Annotated in this window: 21 protein-coding genes, 4 tRNA genes and 1 rRNA gene; 8 read left to right on the top strand and 18 right to left on the bottom strand. The window is 55.8% G+C overall.

Annotation, left to right across the window (positions count from 1 at the left end; translation table 11 throughout):
• Window positions 1–229 precede the first annotated feature (229 nt).
• The 3 genes from PFER_RS05745 to PFER_RS05735 all read left to right on the top strand — a co-directional run bounded on the left by PFER_RS05745 (window position 230) and on the right by PFER_RS05735 (window position 2,338).
• Complete coding sequence (locus tag PFER_RS05745; RefSeq protein ID WP_048149751.1) at window positions 230–613, top strand: 30S ribosomal protein S6e; 384 nt, start codon at window positions 230–232, stop codon at window positions 611–613.
• Between the two features lie 73 nt (window positions 614–686).
• Window positions 687–1,910 (top strand): translation initiation factor IF-2 subunit gamma, encoded by a 1,224-nt coding sequence (gene eif2g, locus PFER_RS05740; RefSeq protein WP_048149749.1) that lies wholly within the window; start codon window positions 687–689, stop codon window positions 1,908–1,910.
• Between the two features lie 17 nt (window positions 1,911–1,927).
• A complete protein-coding gene (locus PFER_RS05735; protein ID WP_048149742.1) occupies window positions 1,928–2,338 on the top strand; it encodes a PIN domain-containing protein in 411 nt (136 codons plus the stop codon).
• On the opposite strand, the gene PFER_RS05730 is transcribed toward PFER_RS05735, so the two are convergent.
• From PFER_RS05730 to PFER_RS05720, 3 genes are all read right to left on the bottom strand, one after another.
• Window positions 2,335–3,219, bottom strand: a complete 885-nt coding sequence (locus PFER_RS05730; protein WP_281175701.1) for an asparagine synthetase A — start codon at window positions 3,217–3,219, stop codon at window positions 2,335–2,337. The genes PFER_RS05735 and PFER_RS05730 overlap by 4 nt on opposite strands.
• A gap of 114 nt (window positions 3,220–3,333) precedes the next feature.
• Window positions 3,334–4,461: a cation:proton antiporter gene (locus tag PFER_RS05725; RefSeq protein ID WP_048149736.1), complete on the bottom strand. Its 1,128-nt coding sequence runs from the start codon at window positions 4,459–4,461 to the stop codon at window positions 3,334–3,336.
• Between the two features lie 9 nt (window positions 4,462–4,470).
• Window positions 4,471–5,019: a CBS domain-containing protein gene (locus tag PFER_RS05720; protein ID WP_048150272.1), complete on the bottom strand. Its 549-nt coding sequence runs from the start codon at window positions 5,017–5,019 to the stop codon at window positions 4,471–4,473.
• Between the two features lie 128 nt (window positions 5,020–5,147).
• Between PFER_RS05720 and PFER_RS05715 the strand changes: the two genes are divergently transcribed.
• Window positions 5,148–5,225 (top strand) — tRNA-Tyr (locus tag PFER_RS05715).
• Window positions 5,226–5,413: 188 nt separating this feature from the next.
• Here PFER_RS05715 and lrpA read toward each other — a convergent pair.
• Both lrpA and rlmD read right to left on the bottom strand, forming a co-directional pair.
• A complete protein-coding gene (lrpA, locus tag PFER_RS05710; RefSeq protein ID WP_281175709.1) occupies window positions 5,414–5,836 on the bottom strand; it encodes an HTH-type transcriptional regulator LrpA in 423 nt (140 codons plus the stop codon).
• A gap of 75 nt (window positions 5,837–5,911) precedes the next feature.
• Entirely contained in the window at window positions 5,912–7,165 is a 1,254-nt protein-coding gene (gene rlmD, locus PFER_RS05705; protein ID WP_048149732.1) for a 23S rRNA (uracil(1939)-C(5))-methyltransferase RlmD, read from the bottom strand.
• Window positions 7,166–7,287: 122 nt separating this feature from the next.
• Between rlmD and PFER_RS05700 the strand changes: the two genes are divergently transcribed.
• Window positions 7,288–7,500 (top strand): Rrf2 family transcriptional regulator, encoded by a 213-nt coding sequence (locus PFER_RS05700; RefSeq protein WP_048149730.1) that lies wholly within the window; start codon window positions 7,288–7,290, stop codon window positions 7,498–7,500.
• On the opposite strand, the gene pyrE is transcribed toward PFER_RS05700, so the two are convergent.
• The 6 genes from pyrE to PFER_RS05670 all read right to left on the bottom strand — a co-directional run bounded on the left by pyrE (window position 7,490) and on the right by PFER_RS05670 (window position 11,589).
• Window positions 7,490–8,032, bottom strand: coding sequence for an orotate phosphoribosyltransferase (gene pyrE / locus PFER_RS05695; RefSeq protein WP_048149728.1), 543 nt, complete (start codon window positions 8,030–8,032; stop codon window positions 7,490–7,492). The genes PFER_RS05700 and pyrE overlap by 11 nt on opposite strands.
• A gap of 9 nt (window positions 8,033–8,041) precedes the next feature.
• Window positions 8,042–8,422, bottom strand: a complete 381-nt coding sequence (locus PFER_RS05690; protein WP_048149726.1) for a ribonucleoside-triphosphate reductase — start codon at window positions 8,420–8,422, stop codon at window positions 8,042–8,044.
• A 12-nt stretch (window positions 8,423–8,434) separates the two neighbouring features.
• A complete protein-coding gene (locus PFER_RS05685; RefSeq protein ID WP_048149723.1) occupies window positions 8,435–9,265 on the bottom strand; it encodes a geranylgeranylglycerol-phosphate geranylgeranyltransferase in 831 nt (276 codons plus the stop codon).
• A gap of 91 nt (window positions 9,266–9,356) precedes the next feature.
• Window positions 9,357–10,166 (bottom strand): OB-fold nucleic acid binding domain-containing protein, encoded by an 810-nt coding sequence (locus PFER_RS05680; RefSeq protein ID WP_048149721.1) that lies wholly within the window; start codon window positions 10,164–10,166, stop codon window positions 9,357–9,359.
• The gene (locus PFER_RS05675; protein WP_048149718.1) at window positions 10,163–10,528 is read right to left on the bottom strand and encodes a hypothetical protein; all 366 of its coding nucleotides are present in this window, start codon (window positions 10,526–10,528) and stop codon (window positions 10,163–10,165) included. The genes PFER_RS05680 and PFER_RS05675 overlap by 4 nt, the downstream gene beginning before the upstream one ends.
• On the bottom strand, window positions 10,528–11,589 hold the full coding sequence (locus tag PFER_RS05670) for an OB-fold nucleic acid binding domain-containing protein (RefSeq protein ID WP_048149716.1): 1,062 nt from the start codon (window positions 11,587–11,589) through the stop codon (window positions 10,528–10,530). The genes PFER_RS05675 and PFER_RS05670 overlap by 1 nt, the downstream gene beginning before the upstream one ends.
• Before the next feature lie 157 nt (window positions 11,590–11,746).
• Here PFER_RS05670 and PFER_RS11830 point away from each other — a divergent pair, with 157 nt between their 5' ends.
• Window positions 11,747–12,673: a hypothetical protein gene (locus tag PFER_RS11830; protein WP_052696183.1), complete on the top strand. Its 927-nt coding sequence runs from the start codon at window positions 11,747–11,749 to the stop codon at window positions 12,671–12,673.
• A gap of 1 nt (window position 12,674) precedes the next feature.
• On the opposite strand, the gene scpB is transcribed toward PFER_RS11830, so the two are convergent.
• The 3 genes from scpB to rrf form a co-directional block, all read right to left on the bottom strand.
• Window positions 12,675–13,247 (bottom strand): SMC-Scp complex subunit ScpB, encoded by a 573-nt coding sequence (scpB, locus tag PFER_RS05660; RefSeq protein ID WP_048149715.1) that lies wholly within the window; start codon window positions 13,245–13,247, stop codon window positions 12,675–12,677.
• A gap of 70 nt (window positions 13,248–13,317) precedes the next feature.
• A tRNA-Asp gene (locus PFER_RS05655) sits at window positions 13,318–13,395 on the bottom strand.
• Between the two features lie 8 nt (window positions 13,396–13,403).
• A 5S ribosomal RNA gene (gene rrf / locus PFER_RS05650) occupies window positions 13,404–13,525 on the bottom strand.
• 88 nt (window positions 13,526–13,613) lie between these two features.
• Here rrf and PFER_RS05645 point away from each other — a divergent pair.
• Window positions 13,614–13,691: transfer RNA gene (locus PFER_RS05645), tRNA-Lys, on the top strand.
• A gap of 130 nt (window positions 13,692–13,821) precedes the next feature.
• Window positions 13,822–13,897: transfer RNA gene (locus PFER_RS05640), tRNA-Gln, on the top strand.
• A 183-nt stretch (window positions 13,898–14,080) separates the two neighbouring features.
• Here PFER_RS05640 and PFER_RS05635 read toward each other — a convergent pair.
• The 4 genes from PFER_RS05635 to PFER_RS05620 are packed head-to-tail and all read right to left on the bottom strand — an operon-like array spanning window position 14,081 to window position 17,302.
• A complete protein-coding gene (locus PFER_RS05635; RefSeq protein ID WP_048150265.1) occupies window positions 14,081–14,551 on the bottom strand; it encodes a 4Fe-4S dicluster domain-containing protein in 471 nt (156 codons plus the stop codon).
• Between the two features lie 3 nt (window positions 14,552–14,554).
• Window positions 14,555–15,520: a respiratory chain complex I subunit 1 family protein gene (locus PFER_RS05630; RefSeq protein ID WP_048149693.1), complete on the bottom strand. Its 966-nt coding sequence runs from the start codon at window positions 15,518–15,520 to the stop codon at window positions 14,555–14,557.
• A complete protein-coding gene (locus PFER_RS05625; RefSeq protein ID WP_048149689.1) occupies window positions 15,517–16,761 on the bottom strand; it encodes a hydrogenase large subunit in 1,245 nt (414 codons plus the stop codon). Before PFER_RS05625 ends, PFER_RS05630 begins: the two co-directional genes overlap by 4 nt.
• Entirely contained in the window at window positions 16,754–17,302 is a 549-nt protein-coding gene (locus PFER_RS05620) for an NADH-quinone oxidoreductase subunit C (RefSeq protein WP_048150264.1), read from the bottom strand. The genes PFER_RS05625 and PFER_RS05620 overlap by 8 nt, the downstream gene beginning before the upstream one ends.
• Window position 17,303: the final 1 nt, after the last annotated feature.

The raw sequence follows: 17,303 nt of genomic DNA, 5'->3' as shown, positions 1-17,303 counted from the left end.
ATTCCTTTCTGGTGGGATTATCCAGCCTTCAGGCAACTCTCACGTCGGGGGATGATTAGGCTGGCCGATTTCTGATTGAGGGGGTACCTTAGGGGGCACGAAAACTCGCAGAAGCGCATCAGATTAATGCCCCCAGAAGGAAAGACTTTTAAATCCCATCCCTCAAGCTCACACGGGTTAAGGGCTTTGCCCAATGAATCCCGCTAATGAAAGCCAGAGGTGGGAGGAAATGGTGACGTTTAAGGTTGTTATATCTGACCCAAAGAGCGGTAAGGCCAAACAGGTCGAGGTGAGCGACAAGAAGGCAGAGGCCCTCATAGGCCTCAAGATAGGGGACACTTTTGACCCGAGCGTCATAGGCGTCAACCTTGGCGAGCTCCTTGAGGAGGAGATTCCCGCCAACGTTAAGCTCAAGATAAGGGGCGGGACCGACAAGGATGGCTTCCCCATGAGGCCCGACGTTCACGGCCCCAGGAAGGTCCGCATTCTCGTCTCAAGGGGCCCCGGATTCAGGCCCAAGGAGAGGGGCGAGAGGAGGAAGAAGACCGTCAGGGGCGATACCATAAGCCCCGAGATACTCCAGATAAACACGGTTATCGTTTACGAGGAGTGAACCTCCTCCCCTTTTCTTCCGGCTAAAGATTAATAAAGCCTTCTTCTATTTTACTTTAGGAGAGGTGATGGAGATGGCTAAGAGGAAGCAGGCTGAGGTAAACATTGGTATGGTTGGTCACGTTGATCACGGTAAGACCACACTCACAAAGGCCCTCACGGGAATATGGGCGGACACCCACAGCGAGGAGCTCAGGAGAGGTATCACCATAAAGATAGGCTTCGCCGACGCGGAGATAAGGAAGTGCCCGTCCTGCGGTAAGTACTCGACTTCACCCAAGTGCCCCTACTGCGGTGCTGAAACCGAGTTTGAGAGGCGCGTTTCTTTCATAGACGCTCCGGGTCACGAGGCGCTCATGACGACGATGCTCGCCGGCGCTTCCCTCATGGACGGCGCGGTTCTCGTCATAGCCGCCAACGAGGGGATAATGCCGCAGACGAGGGAGCACCTCATGGCGCTCCAGATAGTGGGCAACAGGAACATCGTAATAGCCCAGAACAAGATAGAGCTCGTCTCAAAGGAGAGGGCCATAGAGAACTACCATGAGATAAAGGAGTTCGTCAAGGGGACGGTCGCTGAGGACGCCCCCATAATTCCGATATCCGCACTCCACGGGGCCAACGTTGACGTTCTCACCAAGGCCATTGAGGAGTTCATCCCGACTCCGGAGCGCGACCCCAACAAGTCCCCAAGAATGCTGGTTTTGAGGAGCTTCGACGTCAACAAGCCCGGAACAAAGCCCGAGAAGCTCATCGGTGGCGTTCTTGGTGGTTCCATAGTCCAGGGCAAGCTCACCCTCGGAGAGGAGATAGAGATAAGGCCCGGAATTCCCTATGAAGACCACGGGAGGATAAAATACGAGCCCATAACAACGGAGATAGTCTCCCTTCAGGCAGGGGGGCGCTTTGTGGAAGAGGCCTTCCCGGGAGGCCTTGTTGGTGTTGGAACCAAACTGGACCCGTTCCTCACAAAGGGAGACCTCATGGCGGGTAACGTCGTTGGAAGGCCCGGGAAGCTTCCGCCTGTGTGGGAGGACATAAGGCTCGAAGTCCACCTCCTCGAGCGCGTTGTTGGAACCGAGGAGGAACTCAAGGTCGAGCCCATAAAGAGGCGCGAGATGCTCCTCCTCAACGTGGGCACGGCAAGAACGGTTGGTCTCGTCACGAACCTCGCAAGGGGAGAGGTCGAGATAAAGCTCCAGATACCCATATGCGCCGAGCCCGGTGAGAGGGTTGCCATAAGCAGGCAGGTCGGCTCCCGCTGGAGACTCATCGGCTACGGCCTTATCAGAGAGTGAGTTCCCCGGTGAGCCCCATGGGGAACCACTACCTCGTTATTTTTGACACAAATTTTCTCCTTGTTCCGGCGCAGTTCGGCGTTGATATAATAGGCGAACTCCACCGCCTTCTGGATGTGCGTTTCGAGATGGCCGTCCCAGACGTTGTCCTGGAGGAACTCGACGTCATAGAGCGCAAGTCCCGGGGAAAAGACCTTCTGGCGGTGAGGATGGCCAAGAAGCTTGTGGAGCGCTTTGGAGTCGTTGAGGTCGGCAGATACGGGGAGAAGCCAACGGACGAGCTCATACTGGAGTTCGCCGTGACCAGGGGAGACGTCATAGTCTGCACGAACGACAGGGGGTTAAGAAAAAAGCTCAGGGAGAGGGGAATCCCCGTCGTCTACCTCCGCCAGAGGAAGATTCTCGTGCTCGAGGGCATGATAACTTAAATAATCGCCGGGATTCCCGGGACCCTCGGGAAGGGCTGCACCTCTCCTATGTGCTTTCTCCTCGTTACGAAGCGCACCAGCCTCTCCATTCCTATTCCCGCTCCCGCGCTCGGTTTAAGCTTCCCCGCCTTCGCGACCTCTAAATAGGGCCTAAAGGCGTCGAGGCTCAGGCCCCCTTCCTCAAGGCGTCTGACTATTCTTCCGTACTCCCATTCCCTTTCGCCTCCGCTGGAGACCTCCCCGTAGCCGTAGGGGAGGATAAGGTCGTAGTTTCTATAGTGGCCGGGCCTCTCCGGATCCTCCCTGTCGTAGAACTCCCTCCCTATGTCGGTTATCCAGAAGGGTTCACTCATTGCTTCGCTTGCCTCTTCCTCGCCTCCAAATTCCTTCTCTATCTCCTCGAGCGTGAAGCGCCTGAAGGGCCTTTTCACCTCCATGACGCCCAGCTCCTCGAAGAGCCCCGCGATGAACTCCTCTATGAGGGCCATTACCTCTTCCATCGTTGCCCCTTCAATCTCAAAGTCCAGCTGGGTGAACTCGTAGGAGTGCCTCCCGTCGTCCCTGTCCCTCTCCTCAAGCCTTATGTTGGGGGAGAGGATGAAAATCTTTCCGAGGCCCATCCCTATCGCGAGCTGTTTGTGGAGTATCATGCTGTGCATGAGTTTAAGCCTTCTTCCGTAGGCCTCTATCTCGGGTGCCTTCATCTTCGCCGCAGCTGGATCCGGCCACAGCGGGTCTGTTATGGAGCTCAGCATCACAGGTAAGAGCCATCTGAAGCCCTTTCGCACGAAGAAGTCCACCGAGTAGCGTAAAACCCTCGTTTGCACGTCCATTATTGGGGCCATATCCCTGCTTACCATCTCGACCGCGTTCATGAGCATCACCGTATTATTGGCCGCCCTAAACCTTTATGTCGTTTATGCAAAATAGTTCGTGTTAATGCCAAAATTTTCCCGATAATTGCCTATGATTTTGAATATATGTCGAAATTTTCCTTAACTTTTTGAATACACGTACTTCAACAGCGGCGGCGTTAGTATCGTGGTCACGAACACCATGAACACAGCTATCGTGAGCTCGTCCTGTCCGGCCACGCCGGCCTGCATGGCTATGGCCAGCATCGCCAGCTCGACACCCATGCGGGGTATCATTCCCACGCCTATTCTGAGGGATTCCTTTGCGTCAAAGCCCCCCAGGTAAGCCCCAAGCCCACAGCCCCCAATCTTAGCCACTATCGCCGCGAGCGTGTAGATGATCGCGAAAAGCCCCGCCTTCATCACGTAGGAAACGTCTATGCTCATGCCGACCTCCACGAAGAATATGGGTATGAAGAGGGAGTATCCGAGAGTACTGACCTTCTCCGTTATCTCCCTCCCGTACTGGGTCTGTCCGATGAGCAGGCCCGTCATGTATGCCCCGAGGATGCTCGCTATCTGCATCTCCTCCGCGAGGGCCGCTATGAAGACTGTTAACACAAGGGAGAAGGCCGTCCTGCTCTCGGGAAGCTTGACCCTCGATACCGCGTGGAAGAAGCGCTCCGTGAGGGGTACCCCGAACTTGAGGAGAAGTATGAGGAAGCCCGAGACCTCCACTATTATCTCCAGTATCTTGATGGGATTGAGGTTGCCCTCCACGAGGAGGGATATCACTATCGTGAGGGCGAGTATTCCGAGGATGTCGTCTATGACAGCCGCCGCCAGTATGGAGGTTCCCGCCTTCGTTCTAAGACGCCTCATCTCCATGAGAACCCTCACGGTTATGCTGACGCTCGTGGGGGTCATGATGGCTCCGAGGAGCAGGGCGTTCTCGAAGGAGTAGAACGGCAGGGATACGATAAAGCCCAGCACGAACGAGACTAGGACACCCACTCCTGCTATCAGAATGCTGGGCCTTCCAACGGCTTTGAATTCGTTTATATCGCTTTCCAGCCCGGCCAGGAAGAGGAGGAGAATCACGCCGAAGGTTGAGAACGCCCTTATGACCTCGTCGGTATTGAGGAAGAGGCCTATAAAAATCCCGCCAAGTATCTGGCCCAGAACGGTTGGTTGGTTTAGCTTCTCGAAAAGCCAGCCTCCCAGCTTTGCCGTAAAGAGCATCAGGCCGATGGTGATGAGGTCATCCATCCAAACCGCCTACGTGCTCACTATTCTTATCAGACGCACTATATCCTTTATTTCAAGTATCCCGTGTACGCGCCGTTCCCTGTCCACCACGGGGAGGTGGTGCTTCCCTGTCTCGAGCATTATCCTTATGGCGTGCTCGAGGTTGTCGTTGATGTCCACGGTTATGGGCTTGGTTACCATGATGTCCCCCACCCTCGACGCCCTCGTTAGGGAGTAGCGCTTGAGGAGGCCGATTCCTATAACCGTGCTCTTCTCCGGTGGCGCGAAGAACTTGAGGAAGTCCTTTATCGTTATGAAGCCCAGGAGGTGGTTCTCATCATCAACGACGAGGGCGGCCGTCTCCTCCCCCCTGAGGAGTCCCACGAGCTTCACGAGGCTGTCCTCGGGATGGAGGCGTATGAAGTCAACGTCCATCACAATCCTGATGGGAACCTTCCCTATGTACCTTATGTTGTGGCTCAGCTCCTTCCTCTTTTCGAGCTGTACGTGGTGCCTCTTCCCGAGAATTATACGAATCTTCTTCCCCTTGGCGCTCTCGGCCTTATTATTTTTGTCCATACTGGGGTCCACGGGTATCCCCCCGTAGAAGTTTGATTAACATGTTTAATATGTTTTCGGGGGCGCGACGGAGAAGAGAAAAATTTATAAACCCTCCGCAAATCACTAATAATCGGGCGGGCTCGGGTCCCGCGGTAGCCTAGCCTGGGAGTGGCGGCGGACTGTAGATCCGCAGGTCGCCGGTTCAAATCCGGCCCGCGGGACCACCAAAACGTTTCTACTAAAAATTTTTCCTCCAAGGTTGTTTTTGTGATTGAGAGTGCCCCGATGGCTTTTTTTGGGCAACGCAAATCCCGTGAGAAAAGGGTGTACACTTAAAATCTACCCCCGGGAGGGGGATTCTTTGGGTTTCTTCAGAATGGCTTCTCCGCTGGATTGAATAAAGAAAAAAGGTTCACTTGAGCTTCTCAAGGATTATTGCAGGACACACCTTGGTTACTCCCTCGAGGCGGCCTATCTTGTTGGAGATTATGTCTGCCAAATCCTCGCCGTCCCTGGCCCAGACCTCGGCCATTATCATGTGGTCACCGCTCGTGAGGTAGAGGCTCCTCACGAACTCGAACTCCTTGAGCTTGGTAGCCACGTCGAATATCTTCTCCGGCACGGTATCAACGCCCGTTATGCTCACGAGGTTGTAGCCGAGCTTACCCGGGTCCGCCTCTATCGTGTACTTCTTCAGGACCCCCCTCTCCTCCAGGGACTTTACGCGCTTCCTGACCGCGGTCTCGCTTATACCAAGAACCTTGGCTATCTCGGTGAAGGGCGTCCTCGCGTCCTTCGTCAGCATGTCCAGGATTACCCTGTCCCTCTCATCAATCTTCAAATACAACACCCCCAAACTCTTTTTCCTTTCATTCTTTATTTACTTTTCCCAACCTCTGGGTTTCGGATTTTAAACTTTGTGCTTGAGTTTAACAACGGCCTCGACGTGCGGGGTGTGGGGGAACATATCGAGTCCCATGGCCTCCTCCACCTCGTACGCCTCCCCAAGTGCCCGCAAATCCTCGGCGAGCGTCTTCGGGTTGCAGGAAACGTAGACGAGGGTCTCGGGAGTGTCTCTGAGGAGGCGCCTTATGAGCTTGGGGTGCAGGCCCGCCCTCGGGGGGTCAACCACTACCGTATCGTAGTCCCTAAGCGTTTCCACGTCGCGGTCTTCCCCAACCCTGAAGGTAGCCTCCACACCGTTGAGCTCGACGTTTTCCCTAGCCATCTCGACGGCAAAGGGGTTAACTTCTATCCCCTCCACCCTGAAGCCCCTCTTCGCGAGGTAAACGCCGAAGGTTCCCACACCGGAGTAGAGGTCAAGAACACTCCCGCCCTCAACCAGTTTTGAGACCATCTTGACGAGGTTTTCCGCCTGATAACTGTTCGTCTGGAAGAATGAATTAGGGTGGATAAGGTATGTAACGTCCCCAAGACGCTCCGTTATGTAGGGTTTGCCCCAGAACCGCTCCGCATCCCCGAAGGAGACGTCACTCGGTGTCCTGTTAACGCTCCAGTAGAGGGAGTCCGCAAATGAGAAATATTCCTCAAAGCCCTCCGGAAGGCGACCCTCGGCGGTGACGACGTTCACCATGAACTCCCCCGTGAACTTGCCCTCCCTGAGCACGAGGTACCTCAAAAATCCCTCGTTGTTCCTGATGTCGTACCGTTCCAGGCTGAGCCCCTCGATGGCCTCCTTCATGGCCGCTATCGCCTCCCTGCTCCTCCCGCCGAAGACCGGGCACTCGTCTATGTCAATCACGTCCCACCACGTGCCCCTCCTCCTGAAGCCGATTCCCGTGGTCGCTATGGCTATATCAATCCTGTTCCTGTGGCCGTAGGTTAGTGGTGATGGGAGAACCTCCACCTCGAAGCCGAGGCTCCTCTCAAGGGACGCTTTCTTGAACTCAATCTGGGTTTCATAGGGAATGTGCTGAAGAACGCAGCCACCGCACCTTCCAAAATAGGGGCACCTCGGCTCCGCCCTCCCTTCCGCTGCCTTCACGACCTCGTAGTCGTGCGCAACAAGAATCCTCTTCTCTCTGTGCCATTTCCTGACGTCCACAACGTCTCCGGGGGCCGTGAAGGGGACGTGGATTCTCTTCTTCCCGACCTTTGCCACTCCAAAGCCCTTTTCCCCCAGTCTCTCGATTCTGACCCTCATAGACTAAGCTTGGAAGGGGGATTTATAAAGTCTATGGGGGGTGCGATTTTTCGCCACAGTGACGAAAAGGCATCAATAATGCTTATTAATGTTGAGTGAGAGTGTATTGTGGTGTTTTCTCCATGCCCCAGAAAGAGGTAGTTTATAACCTTCTGGCCGTTAAGAAAAGGGCAGTTGCACTTCAGAAACTGAGCGAAGAGCTCGACACACCCATGCCCCACCTTTTTAAAACCCTCAAGAGCCTTGAGTCAGAGGGACTTGTGGAGGTTTACTACGGTAAAGAAAAGGCGCAGGTGATGGTGAGGGCTAAAACCATAGAGGATTTCATGCTCTGAACTTCCCTTTGAACTCGAAGAGCTCCCCCACCGTCACGAGCGGCATGAACATGTATCCTTCCCCTTCAATTCTTTCCCTCGCACCTTCTTCCCTGTCCACGACGACGGTTATGCCGACCACCTTCGCACCGCTCTCTTCAAGGACCTTCGCCGCCCGGAGAACGCTTCCGCCCGTTGTGGTGACATCCTCAACGAGGAGAACCCTGTCCCCGGGTTTCACTTCGCCCTCTATCTGCTTTCCCGTCCCGTGCTCCTTCTTCTTTTTCCTGACGACAAGGAGGGGCTTCTCTATCTCGAGGGCCACCGCCGTCGCTATCGGAACCGCTCCGAGCTCGGGGCCGGCAACCCTGTCGAAGGCATCGCCGCCCCACAGCTCGCCTACGAGCTTCGCTATTAGCTTCAGGGCCCTTGGGTTCGTTATGAGCTTCTTCACGTCTATGTAGTAGTCGCTCTCCTTTCCGGAGGTCAGGACGAAGTGCCCGAACCTTATGCACTCCTCCTCGAATATCATCTCCATGAGTTTCTCCTTCATTCTACCACCTCAGTACTGCTCCCTCATGGTTCTGAGGGCGGGGTCGTGGATGAGGGTGGAGGTTATGCTGTCCAGGGCGCGGTAGAACTCCTCCTTGCCCTCTTCAAGGTTCATGTTCTCGACCCTTATGAGTCTGCACTCCCTTCCGAGTATCCAGCGCCCGATAACGACCTTCTCCTCTCCTTCCTTTCTAACGTCTGCCCTTATAACGCCGTAGGGGATTTCCGCCGTCCACCAGTTTGCCTTAAACCCTACCTTCCATCCAAGCTCCTCTAACATTCCCGTGAAGCGCTCCAGAGTCTCGGCGGGCCCGTAGGGGGTCTTAAACGTTACGAACGTGAACAGGGCATCACTTTGAATCGCCTTGTTTACCTCCTCCTTAAACTCCATATTCATCCCTCCTTACGTTAATGAACCGGCAAGGAACACAAGTATCGCGAGGAAAATCGCCACCTTGAGGCGTTTCTGCCCCTTCGAGGCCGTCTCGATGGAGGGCTTACTCCAGGCATCGAGGGCAACCTTCAGGAGCAGCAAGTCCACGAAGACTATGGGCCAGTAACCCCTTCCAACCCCCGTCGTCAGGGGCAGCAGGGACGAGAGAATCGTTAGAACCGCGAACAAAGCGGCCAGCTTTGAGCTCCTCCCTATCCCCCACACGATGGGGAGGGTTCTCGCACCCATTGCCCTGTCCCCTTCGACGTCCTCTATGTCCTTCAGTATCTCGCGGGAGAGGTTGACGAGGAAGGCGCTGAGGGAGAGGTAGCCCGCCAGCCCTATCCTTCCGAAGGCGATGGCCCCAAAGACGGGGGTTATCCCCGTGAGAAATGACACGGTAAGGTTTCCAACGAGGGGGAGGGGCTTGAGCTTCCACGCGTACACGTACATGAGGGCGTAGGCCACGAGGGTTATGATGAAGGCCCATAGGTTCAGGAAGTAGGCGAGGCCTATCCCAAGCAGGAAAAGCGCCACGGCGTAGAGTCTCGCGGTTTCCCTGCCCATTGCCCCCCTTGGGATGGGTCTGTCGGGGCGGTTTATCCTGTCAATCTCGTAGTCGAAGTAGTCGTTTATGGTGTTTCCACCGGCCGTTCCAAGGGTCACGACGAGAAAAACTAGGGCGAGCTTTCCGGCCTCGGGCACGTGACCTAGGGATATTATCGCACCGAGAACTCCCACGAGACCCGCCATGAGCGCGTTGTGGGGCCTTGTTATCTCAATGAACGCCTTGACTTCCACGGGGCACACCGGAGTTTAGTGGGGGCAGGCCACTTTTATCTTTTTCTCTCCGTTAAATACCGTGGCAGAAAAGGGGAAAAGAGAGACGATTTCAGAGAATCTGGTAGTATCCTACCTCCGGCTCAAAGATTTCACCCTCGGCGAGGAGCTCGTGGACAGCCTCTTCTATAACGTCCGGCTCGAACTCCTTCTGGAGCTTCTTGATTATGTACTTAAGGGACACGGGTGTGTCTCCCTTCTGGCGCAGCAGGTTCAGGACGGCTTTCTTGGCCTCCTCGAGGGTCTCTTTCTCTTCACCGAGCTCTTCGCCGATTTCCTCTCCGACCTCTTCCTCCAGCATGGCTTCTCCCTGGCGCTCCATCATTATCGCGTAGAGCTCGTCTATCGTCTGGAGGAGTTCCTCGCTCACCCCGCGGTTCTTGGCTATGACCTTGGCCTTGGCCGTTATTCCGTAGGTGTTGTAGATTTCGAGCGCAACCCTTGCCTTCTTGATGTGCTCGATTCTCTCGCGGAGGATTTCAAAGCGGTGGAGCGTCCAGGCATCGGGCGGAACAGGGAACACGCCCTCAACGAGTATCTGCTTGTCGTCGCGCCACTCGGCTATCTTTCCTATTATCTGGACTAGGTCTCCCTTCTTGACGAGTTTGACGAAGCGCGCGTCATCCCTGAACCCGAGAACCCATATGACCCCCGTTCCGTCGTCAACCTGGAACTTGCCGTAGGTCTCGTCCTCCGCTATGGTGGGCTCCCTCACCACGGTGCCCACTATCTTGGCGCGGTAGACCTTCCTTGCGTCCCTGGTTATGAGGTAGTTGGGCTCGAAGTCGCCCTCCCCTTTGATGTAGTATCCCTCGAGCACGTCCTTAATGTAGAGCCGGGTAGCGGGTAAGCGCTTCTTCATTCTGACCACCACACGAGAGCGTTTTCAAGCCTGGGGAGGAGCTCGCGTTCAAGCTCCTGAACCTCCTCGAGGTACTCGAGGTGGGCGTCGCTGAAGTCCTGAACCGCCTCCGCGTAGATGTGTGTCTCCTCGTTCCTGATGATCCTCCCTATCACCCTCACTATCTGGCCTGGCCTTGGAAGAACGTTCTCCTCGCTCTCAATTATGGCCACCCCGGTTCCATCGTCTATCGTGAAGATGTAGTCCAGCTTGTCAACCTTCACGACCTTACCGATGAGGGCCACCCTCGTGTCCTCCTCCGTGATCTCCCCGATTTTCCTCTCGACCGCGGGTCTTCTCCTTCTCACGGTTACGGTCTCCATCACAATCCCTCCATTGATTCGCGGAGGGCCTTCCTCGCCCTCTCAATCTCCCTCACGTAGTCAACCTCGTCCCATGATGAAGCTTTGAGGAGCAGCCCTAGGAAGCGGTCCTCTATGACGTTGCCCCTCAGGATTATCTCCTTGCCTATTACGGGGTAGACCTCCTCCTCGGCCACCTTCTTGCCGGCTTCCCTCGCTGTTAGTCCGGAGTTTATTGCCTCGCGAACCCTCTCCTTGATGGTCTCGGCGTCAATGCCTATGAGCTCCACAGCCTGGTCTCCAAAGAGCGTTGAGCGGATGTAGCCGGTTCCATCATCTATGCCGAAGTCGAGGATTACCATGGTCTTCGGCTCCACCACACCGTGCTCGGGGCATATCCACGTATCGGTGGATGAGTCGTAGTCCACCTTCCTCCTGCACTGGGGGCACGCGTCGTACACCGCCACGCGGTAGAGCTTTGCAATAGTCCCCCTGACCTCGACGAACCTGTCGCCGTCCATGAGCTCCCCTATCGGCTTCCTCGTGTAGGAGTAGCTCCTAACGCTCGAGAGCTCCGGAAGCTCCGCCACCCTCGGGTCGTCGGGGTTCACTATGAGCCTGCTCCTGAAGTTTACGTGCAGTTCAATGCCGTTGGGGCCTTCTCTCACCTGGGGGTCGATTATCTTGACCGCGTCCCCCACGCTGACCTCGTTTATGTACTTGTCAACCTGTGCATCCCAGAGAACCACCCTCGCCTTTCCCGTGCCGTCGTGGATTATGAGGCTCGCGACCTTCCCCTGGCTTCCGTCCCTCTTCGTGTAAACCCTCGGAGAGAACTTTCTCGTAACGCGTCCAACGATGTTGACATCCCTCATACCGGGGGCAAGCTCCCCTATGCTCATGAGCGCTCCGCCCTCACCCATAGAAATCCCGAGCTCCTCGGCAAGCATCAAAGCGGCCGCGTGGTCAGAAATGCCGTGTTCCTCCATGAGTTCGCGGATTTTAGCATTTATTTCCCGTGGGCTGAGCTTTTTGCTCCGCCGGATTCTTTCGAGGATCTCATCTTTTGTAAGCACACCCATAACCACTCACCTTAATAGTAATAGCCCCGGGAGGTATTTTAAGGTTTTGGCGTGGACTCGGAGAACGGATGGCGAATGATGATGAGTCTCCCGGGGAGAATCGGGAGCGATGAACATAAATAGCATGTGTTGGCGGATATGTTTTAGAGGGGTTCGGATGAGAAAGGGAGTACCCTTTGCCATACTCTTCGTGATTTTTTTCGCACTCGTTTTTTACAGCGTTCATGATGCCAGAAACACTCGGGACTGCCCCTTCATCGAGTCCGCTGGAGAGGTGAACGGGAGCGCTGTTGCGGTCTTCGGCAACGTGACCATCATAAAACCGCCCCACGAGGAGGGCTTTGTGGTGAGGAACGACAACGTTTCCTATTTCGTGGATGCATCCCAAGCATACTTCTTCCCGTGGGGGTTTGTCGTTTCCGAGGTTGGGCAGGGTATGAAGGTTCCGAAGTACGTGCTGAAGTACGGAGATGACCCGATAATAGGCCAGGCTCTCAAGAATGTCTCCGTCGAGAGCGCCCTTCACCGGGGTGAGGTGCAGCGTATCGTGGCCTGCGACTACTCCGGAAGACTGCTGTGGGAGAGCCTCCAGCCCCTATCGTACCTCTGGGAGATGAGAAGGGAAGGGAAAATCCTTCCTTTCGAACGTGGCGAGGGTTCCTTCGATGTTCTGATGGATGAGGGTGGAGGTTACCTCTTCGTGGCCCGCTTTTTTGGGAAACCGCGGTACCGTTTTGGCACCGATTTCCTCCACATCTACGGAAGGGAGGGGCTTGTTAGGGAGGTAGAACTCGGCGATTTCGCTGAACCGCCGGCGCACGTGTTTTTCGCCTCAAACGGGAGCTATTCTCTCTTCGGCTTTGAGATCCTTGAGGGGGATGGAACTCCCGCTGGTGGAAGGGTCTTCGTCTTCAGGGGCGCGGATGTAGTTTTCAACAGAACGTTCCTAAGGCCCGAGGAGTGCATGTGCCACGTCATCCACGGCTGGGGAGAGGTTACCGCGGAGGGCTGTGCAACCTTTGGGCTCCTTGAAGGGGTAGGGGAATACTGCAACGGGACGTTCAGGTACTCGGAGGGAGGTTAGCTCACTCTTCCGGTTCCCTCTTCTTCTCCTTCTCGAGCTTCTCGATTAAGTCCTCGTACTCGGCGTGTATAACCTTTTTGAAGGCCTCCTTTATCAGTATCGGGTCGTTCTCGGGGAAGCCGTAGAGCTCCGCGAACTTCGGAGTTGTCCCGAGGATTTTGGTCCTCTCGTAGGGCTCCGCGTAGATTAGACCCATTCCAAGGAGGTGCTTCACGTGCTCGTAGGCCTGGCTCCCGCGGAGCTTTATGATTTTGCTCTGCTCTACCGGCTGGAGGTAGGCTATGAGTGCTAGCGTCTTCAACTCACCCGTCCTGAGGTCGGGTCTCGGCATCAGGTGCATTACCCTCTGGGAATACTCCTGCTTGAGCTGGAGAACGTATTTATCTCCAAGAACGCGTACTATTTCGATGGCGCTCTTCCTCTCCGCGTATTCAGCGGCAACAAGTTCTATGAGCTTCTCAAGGTAATCCAGGGATTTTATTCCAAGCGCCTTAGAAAGCTCCTTGACGCTTAACGGCCTTCCTGCAACGAAAAGAGCCGCCTCAACAAGTGCTTTGTCCTCGATGAGTCCCATTACAACCACCACAATGAATTTGTAATGCCCTTTTTATATGGTTTGCCCCGAGAAGAGGTTTTAGAAATTCTGGCGCCCGGGTCGGGATTTGAACCCGAGTCACGGGAGTGACAGTCCCGTATGATGGGCCTGGCTACACCACCCGGGCATGTGAGTGGCCGGCGGCGTCCCCGGGTTCCCGCCCCCTCTCGGAGGGCAGTACAACCGGGATCGCTGGCGGGCTTAACTTCCGGGGTCGAAACGAGTCCGGGTGTGACCCCGCCGCTATGACCGCCGTGCCAACCACTACTCACCATCAACCATTTATAAACTTTACGGTCGGGGACCCAGTAAAGCTTATAAAACCCACCCGGTATCCCTAAACGGGGGCCGGTAGCTCAGCCTGGTTAGAGCACCGGGCTTTTAACCCGGTGGTCCCGGGTTCGAATCCCGGCCGGCCCGCCACAAAACTCCGCCTTCTCGGGTTTTCATCGAAGGGGTATGTCCCTTGAGGGGCATGATGTGCTAAACCCCTGCCTGGGCTCCCTTGAGGGTAAAATTTATAAACCCCCGGCGGTATCAAATCATCGGGCACAGCCCCGTGGTGTAGCGGCCAAGCATCGGGGACTCTGGATCCCTGGACCGGGGTTCGAATCCCCGCGGGGCTACCATATTCCCTGGGCTCCAGAACGCGAAACGGCCGCTCTCAACTCCTTTCTCGACTTTTAAGGCGCCATAACTATAAGCCGGTGTGGGTTTCTCGAAAAAAACTCGGAGATATTTTCAAACTCGGGAAAATGCATGTACGCCCCGTATCTAGGAAAAAGCGACGTCAATAAATTAGAGAGGGAACACTAGGTCCCCTTCGCTTTGCGGGCCTCCCTTGCCTCGGGCGGCTCCTCTATAAGGCTGTCGTCGTACTTGTCGTAGTTCGCTAAAAGGAACTCGTCGCTTAGTGTGAGTGCCTTAACGGCCTTCTCCTCGCCCGGAAACTTCTTTCCGGGGCAGACATCAACGCAGAGAGCGCAGTACATGCAGCGCGAGGCGTAGTAGCGCACCTTTTTGAGTTCCGGAAGCCATTCTATTGCATCTGCCGGGCAGACGGTTATGCACAGCCTGCAGCCTATGCACCTCTCGGAGTCGTACTTTATCTTGCCCCTGAAGTTCTCAGGAATCGGCACGGGCGGGTTTATCTTAGCCTCGCCCTTTTGCACCTTCTCTATGAGCGAGGTCACGTTTGATGGGGCGTGCTTGACCGGGAAGGGGTTGGTGAACGGCTTCTCAAGGAGCTGTTTTATCATGAGGAACATAGCTTTGGTCGGCATCATTCACACCCCCATCCACACGAGTATCAGTCCCACGAGGGCCACTATGTTGACGTAGACCCAGAATATCTTGGAGGCCTGCTCTATTCTGAAACGTCCGAAGGAAGTCCTGACGAGGGTAACCACCGCGAGGTATATCACGAGCACCTTGAAGAGGAACCAGAGGGCCTCGACGGTGTAGTACGCCGCTCCGCTAAGCCCGAGATTTACGATACTTGAGAGAGTGAACGGGAAGAACAGCACCACCTCCAGAGATGCCATCGCGAAGCCCCTGACGGCATCCGAGAGGTAGAACAGGGCCAGGTTCCTGCCGCTGTATTCTGCCAGCATGCCTTCTGCTATCTCCGTCTCAGCCTCTGCTATGTCGAAGGGGAGCTTGGCAAGTTCCGCTGGAGTCACGACGAGGAGCGCTATGAATAGGAGGAGCACCCCGAGGGCCGCGAGCGGGCCCACCGTCGTCCAGACCGGCGTTGAGGCTATCGCTCCAAGGGAGAAGCTCTTGTAAATCATGGCGAAGCCCACTATCACCGCCGCCAGCGGCATCTCGTAGCTCATCATGAGCACCATTTCCCTCTGTGCCCCCACGGAGGAGAAGGGGCTGCCGGAGGCGAAACCTCCCACCGCCATTGAGAGTCCCTGGAGCGTCAGGAGGTAGAGGATTATTATGAGGTCCCCGTAGCCCTCGAGCGGTGCATTTAAGACTCCAAAGGGGATGTATAGGAGTAGCGTAAGTGAGGAGGCGAACGCTATCAGCGGCATGGCGTTGTATATCCAGCCAACGGCGTTCTCTGGCTGTACTGTCTCCTTGAGGAGCAGCTTGCCCACGTCCCAGAAGGGCTGCCTTATCGGAGGCCCTATCCTCGATGTCATTCTCGCTGAAACGCGCCTGTCTATACCCTTGTACACTAATCCGAGGAAGAGGCCGATGAGTGGGAGTGCTATACCCGATACGATAGGCTCGTAGCTCATTCTTTCACCCCCAAATCGCGCTTAATCCTCTCCGTTTTTTCAACCGCCTTTCTGTGGAGTTCCGAGGGGTCTATGACCGTTCCATCTTCCCTCCTCACGAGTGCGAGCCTGTCGTTGCAGCACATGCACGGGTCTATGTAGGCAACCACAACCGGTATGTCCGCCACCTCCGCACCGAGGAGGAGCGGTCCCCAGCTGTTGATGTTGTTGTAGCTCGGCGCGATGACCTTCCAGACGAGGGGGCCGTCCCTCTTCTCCCCGAACTTGATGTAGTGGATGACCTCACCGCGCGGTGCCTCGTGCGCCCCTATCACCTCCCCCTCGCTCCTTCTTATCTTTGAGAGAAGCGCCACGTAGTTCGGTATGGCCAGGAGCTTGCCCTCCGGCATTTCCTTGAGGCAGTACTCGATTATGTCGAGGCTCTGGTCTATCTCGTAGAGCCTCACCATGGTAATGTCGTATGCATCTCCCCTCGCCTCTCCAGCTATGTCCTGAGGAACGACAGCCCTCACCCCTATGTCCGCGTATGCATCGTAGGGCATGTCCTGCCTCACGTCCATTCTTATGCCTGCTGCCCTTGCTACGGGGCCGCACACGTTGAGCTTGAGCGCGAGCTCCTTCGAGAGCTGGGCAACGCCGCGCGTCCTCGCTTTGTAGGCCGGGTCCGAGAGGAAGACCTCCTTCATGTGCTCGTTGAACTTGCGGTAGTAGTCTATCATATCCAGGAGCGCCTTCTTGTGGCTCTCCTTTATGTCCCTTCTCACCCCTCCTATCATGTACATGGCGTAGTTTACCCTGTTACCCGTTATGAGCTCGAGGACGTCGAGGACTTTCTCCCTCCCCTTCCACGTCCAGAAGAGGAGCGGGTCGAAGCCTATCTCGTGGGCGACGACACCCAGCCAGAGTATGTGGGAGTGTATCCTCTCGAGCTCGGCTATTATCGTCCTGATGTACTGGGCCCTCGGCGGGGCCTCCATTCCGAGCGCCTTCTCGGCAGTTATCACAAAGGCGTAGGGGTGCGAAATCGAGCAGATCCCGCATATCCTCTCCGAGAGGTAGAGGGTCTGGATGGCGTTCCTCTTCATGCCCATGTACTCTATTCCCCTGTGGGCGAAGCCCCTCTTGACGTCAACCTCGACTATCTTCTCGCCCTGAACCTTCGCCTCCACCCTTATTGGCTCCTTTAGAGCTGGATGGATTGGCCCAACTGGGACGTAGTAATAGTTTTTGCCCTCACTCATCTTTACCACCCCTGACCTCGTCAACGCTCCTGTGGGTGTATTTCACCATGTCCTCAACGCCGTGCTCGTCCCTCCTCCAGGGGTACTTGCCCTCGGGCCAGTCGTCCGGCAGGAAGAGGTGCCTCTTGTTCTTCAGTCCCTCGAACTCCACTCCCAGCATCTCCCGGATTTCGCGCTCGTTCGTCTCCGCCCCCATCATGAGGTCCGTTATCGTCGGGAGGACGAGGTTATCCTTGGGCAGATCGAACTTGAGAACAACGCTGATTTCTCCCCACGGGTGGGCGTGGAAGACCCCGAAGGAGTATATCATCTTCACAACGTCTCCTCCCCTGTCCTCACCGGTTATGAAGTGCAGGTGCGGGTAGTCTATGGCGAATACCTCCTCAACGGCCTTCCTGAAAGCTTCGGGCTTTATCGTGAGCCAAACCTCCCGGTAGGAGCGCTTCTTCTTCACACCCATCGTGTACTCCCTTATCTCGTGCTCCAATATCGCCTCACCGAGGGCCTCCTGAAGCTTTCCGAGGACTTCCTCCGCGCTCATC

Source organism: Palaeococcus ferrophilus DSM 13482, assembly GCF_000966265.1.
Lineage (GTDB): Archaea > Methanobacteriota_B > Thermococci > Thermococcales > Thermococcaceae > Palaeococcus > Palaeococcus ferrophilus.
The sequence above is the reverse complement of the archived record's forward strand: the minus strand, read 5'-3'. Positions and strand labels throughout refer to the sequence as shown.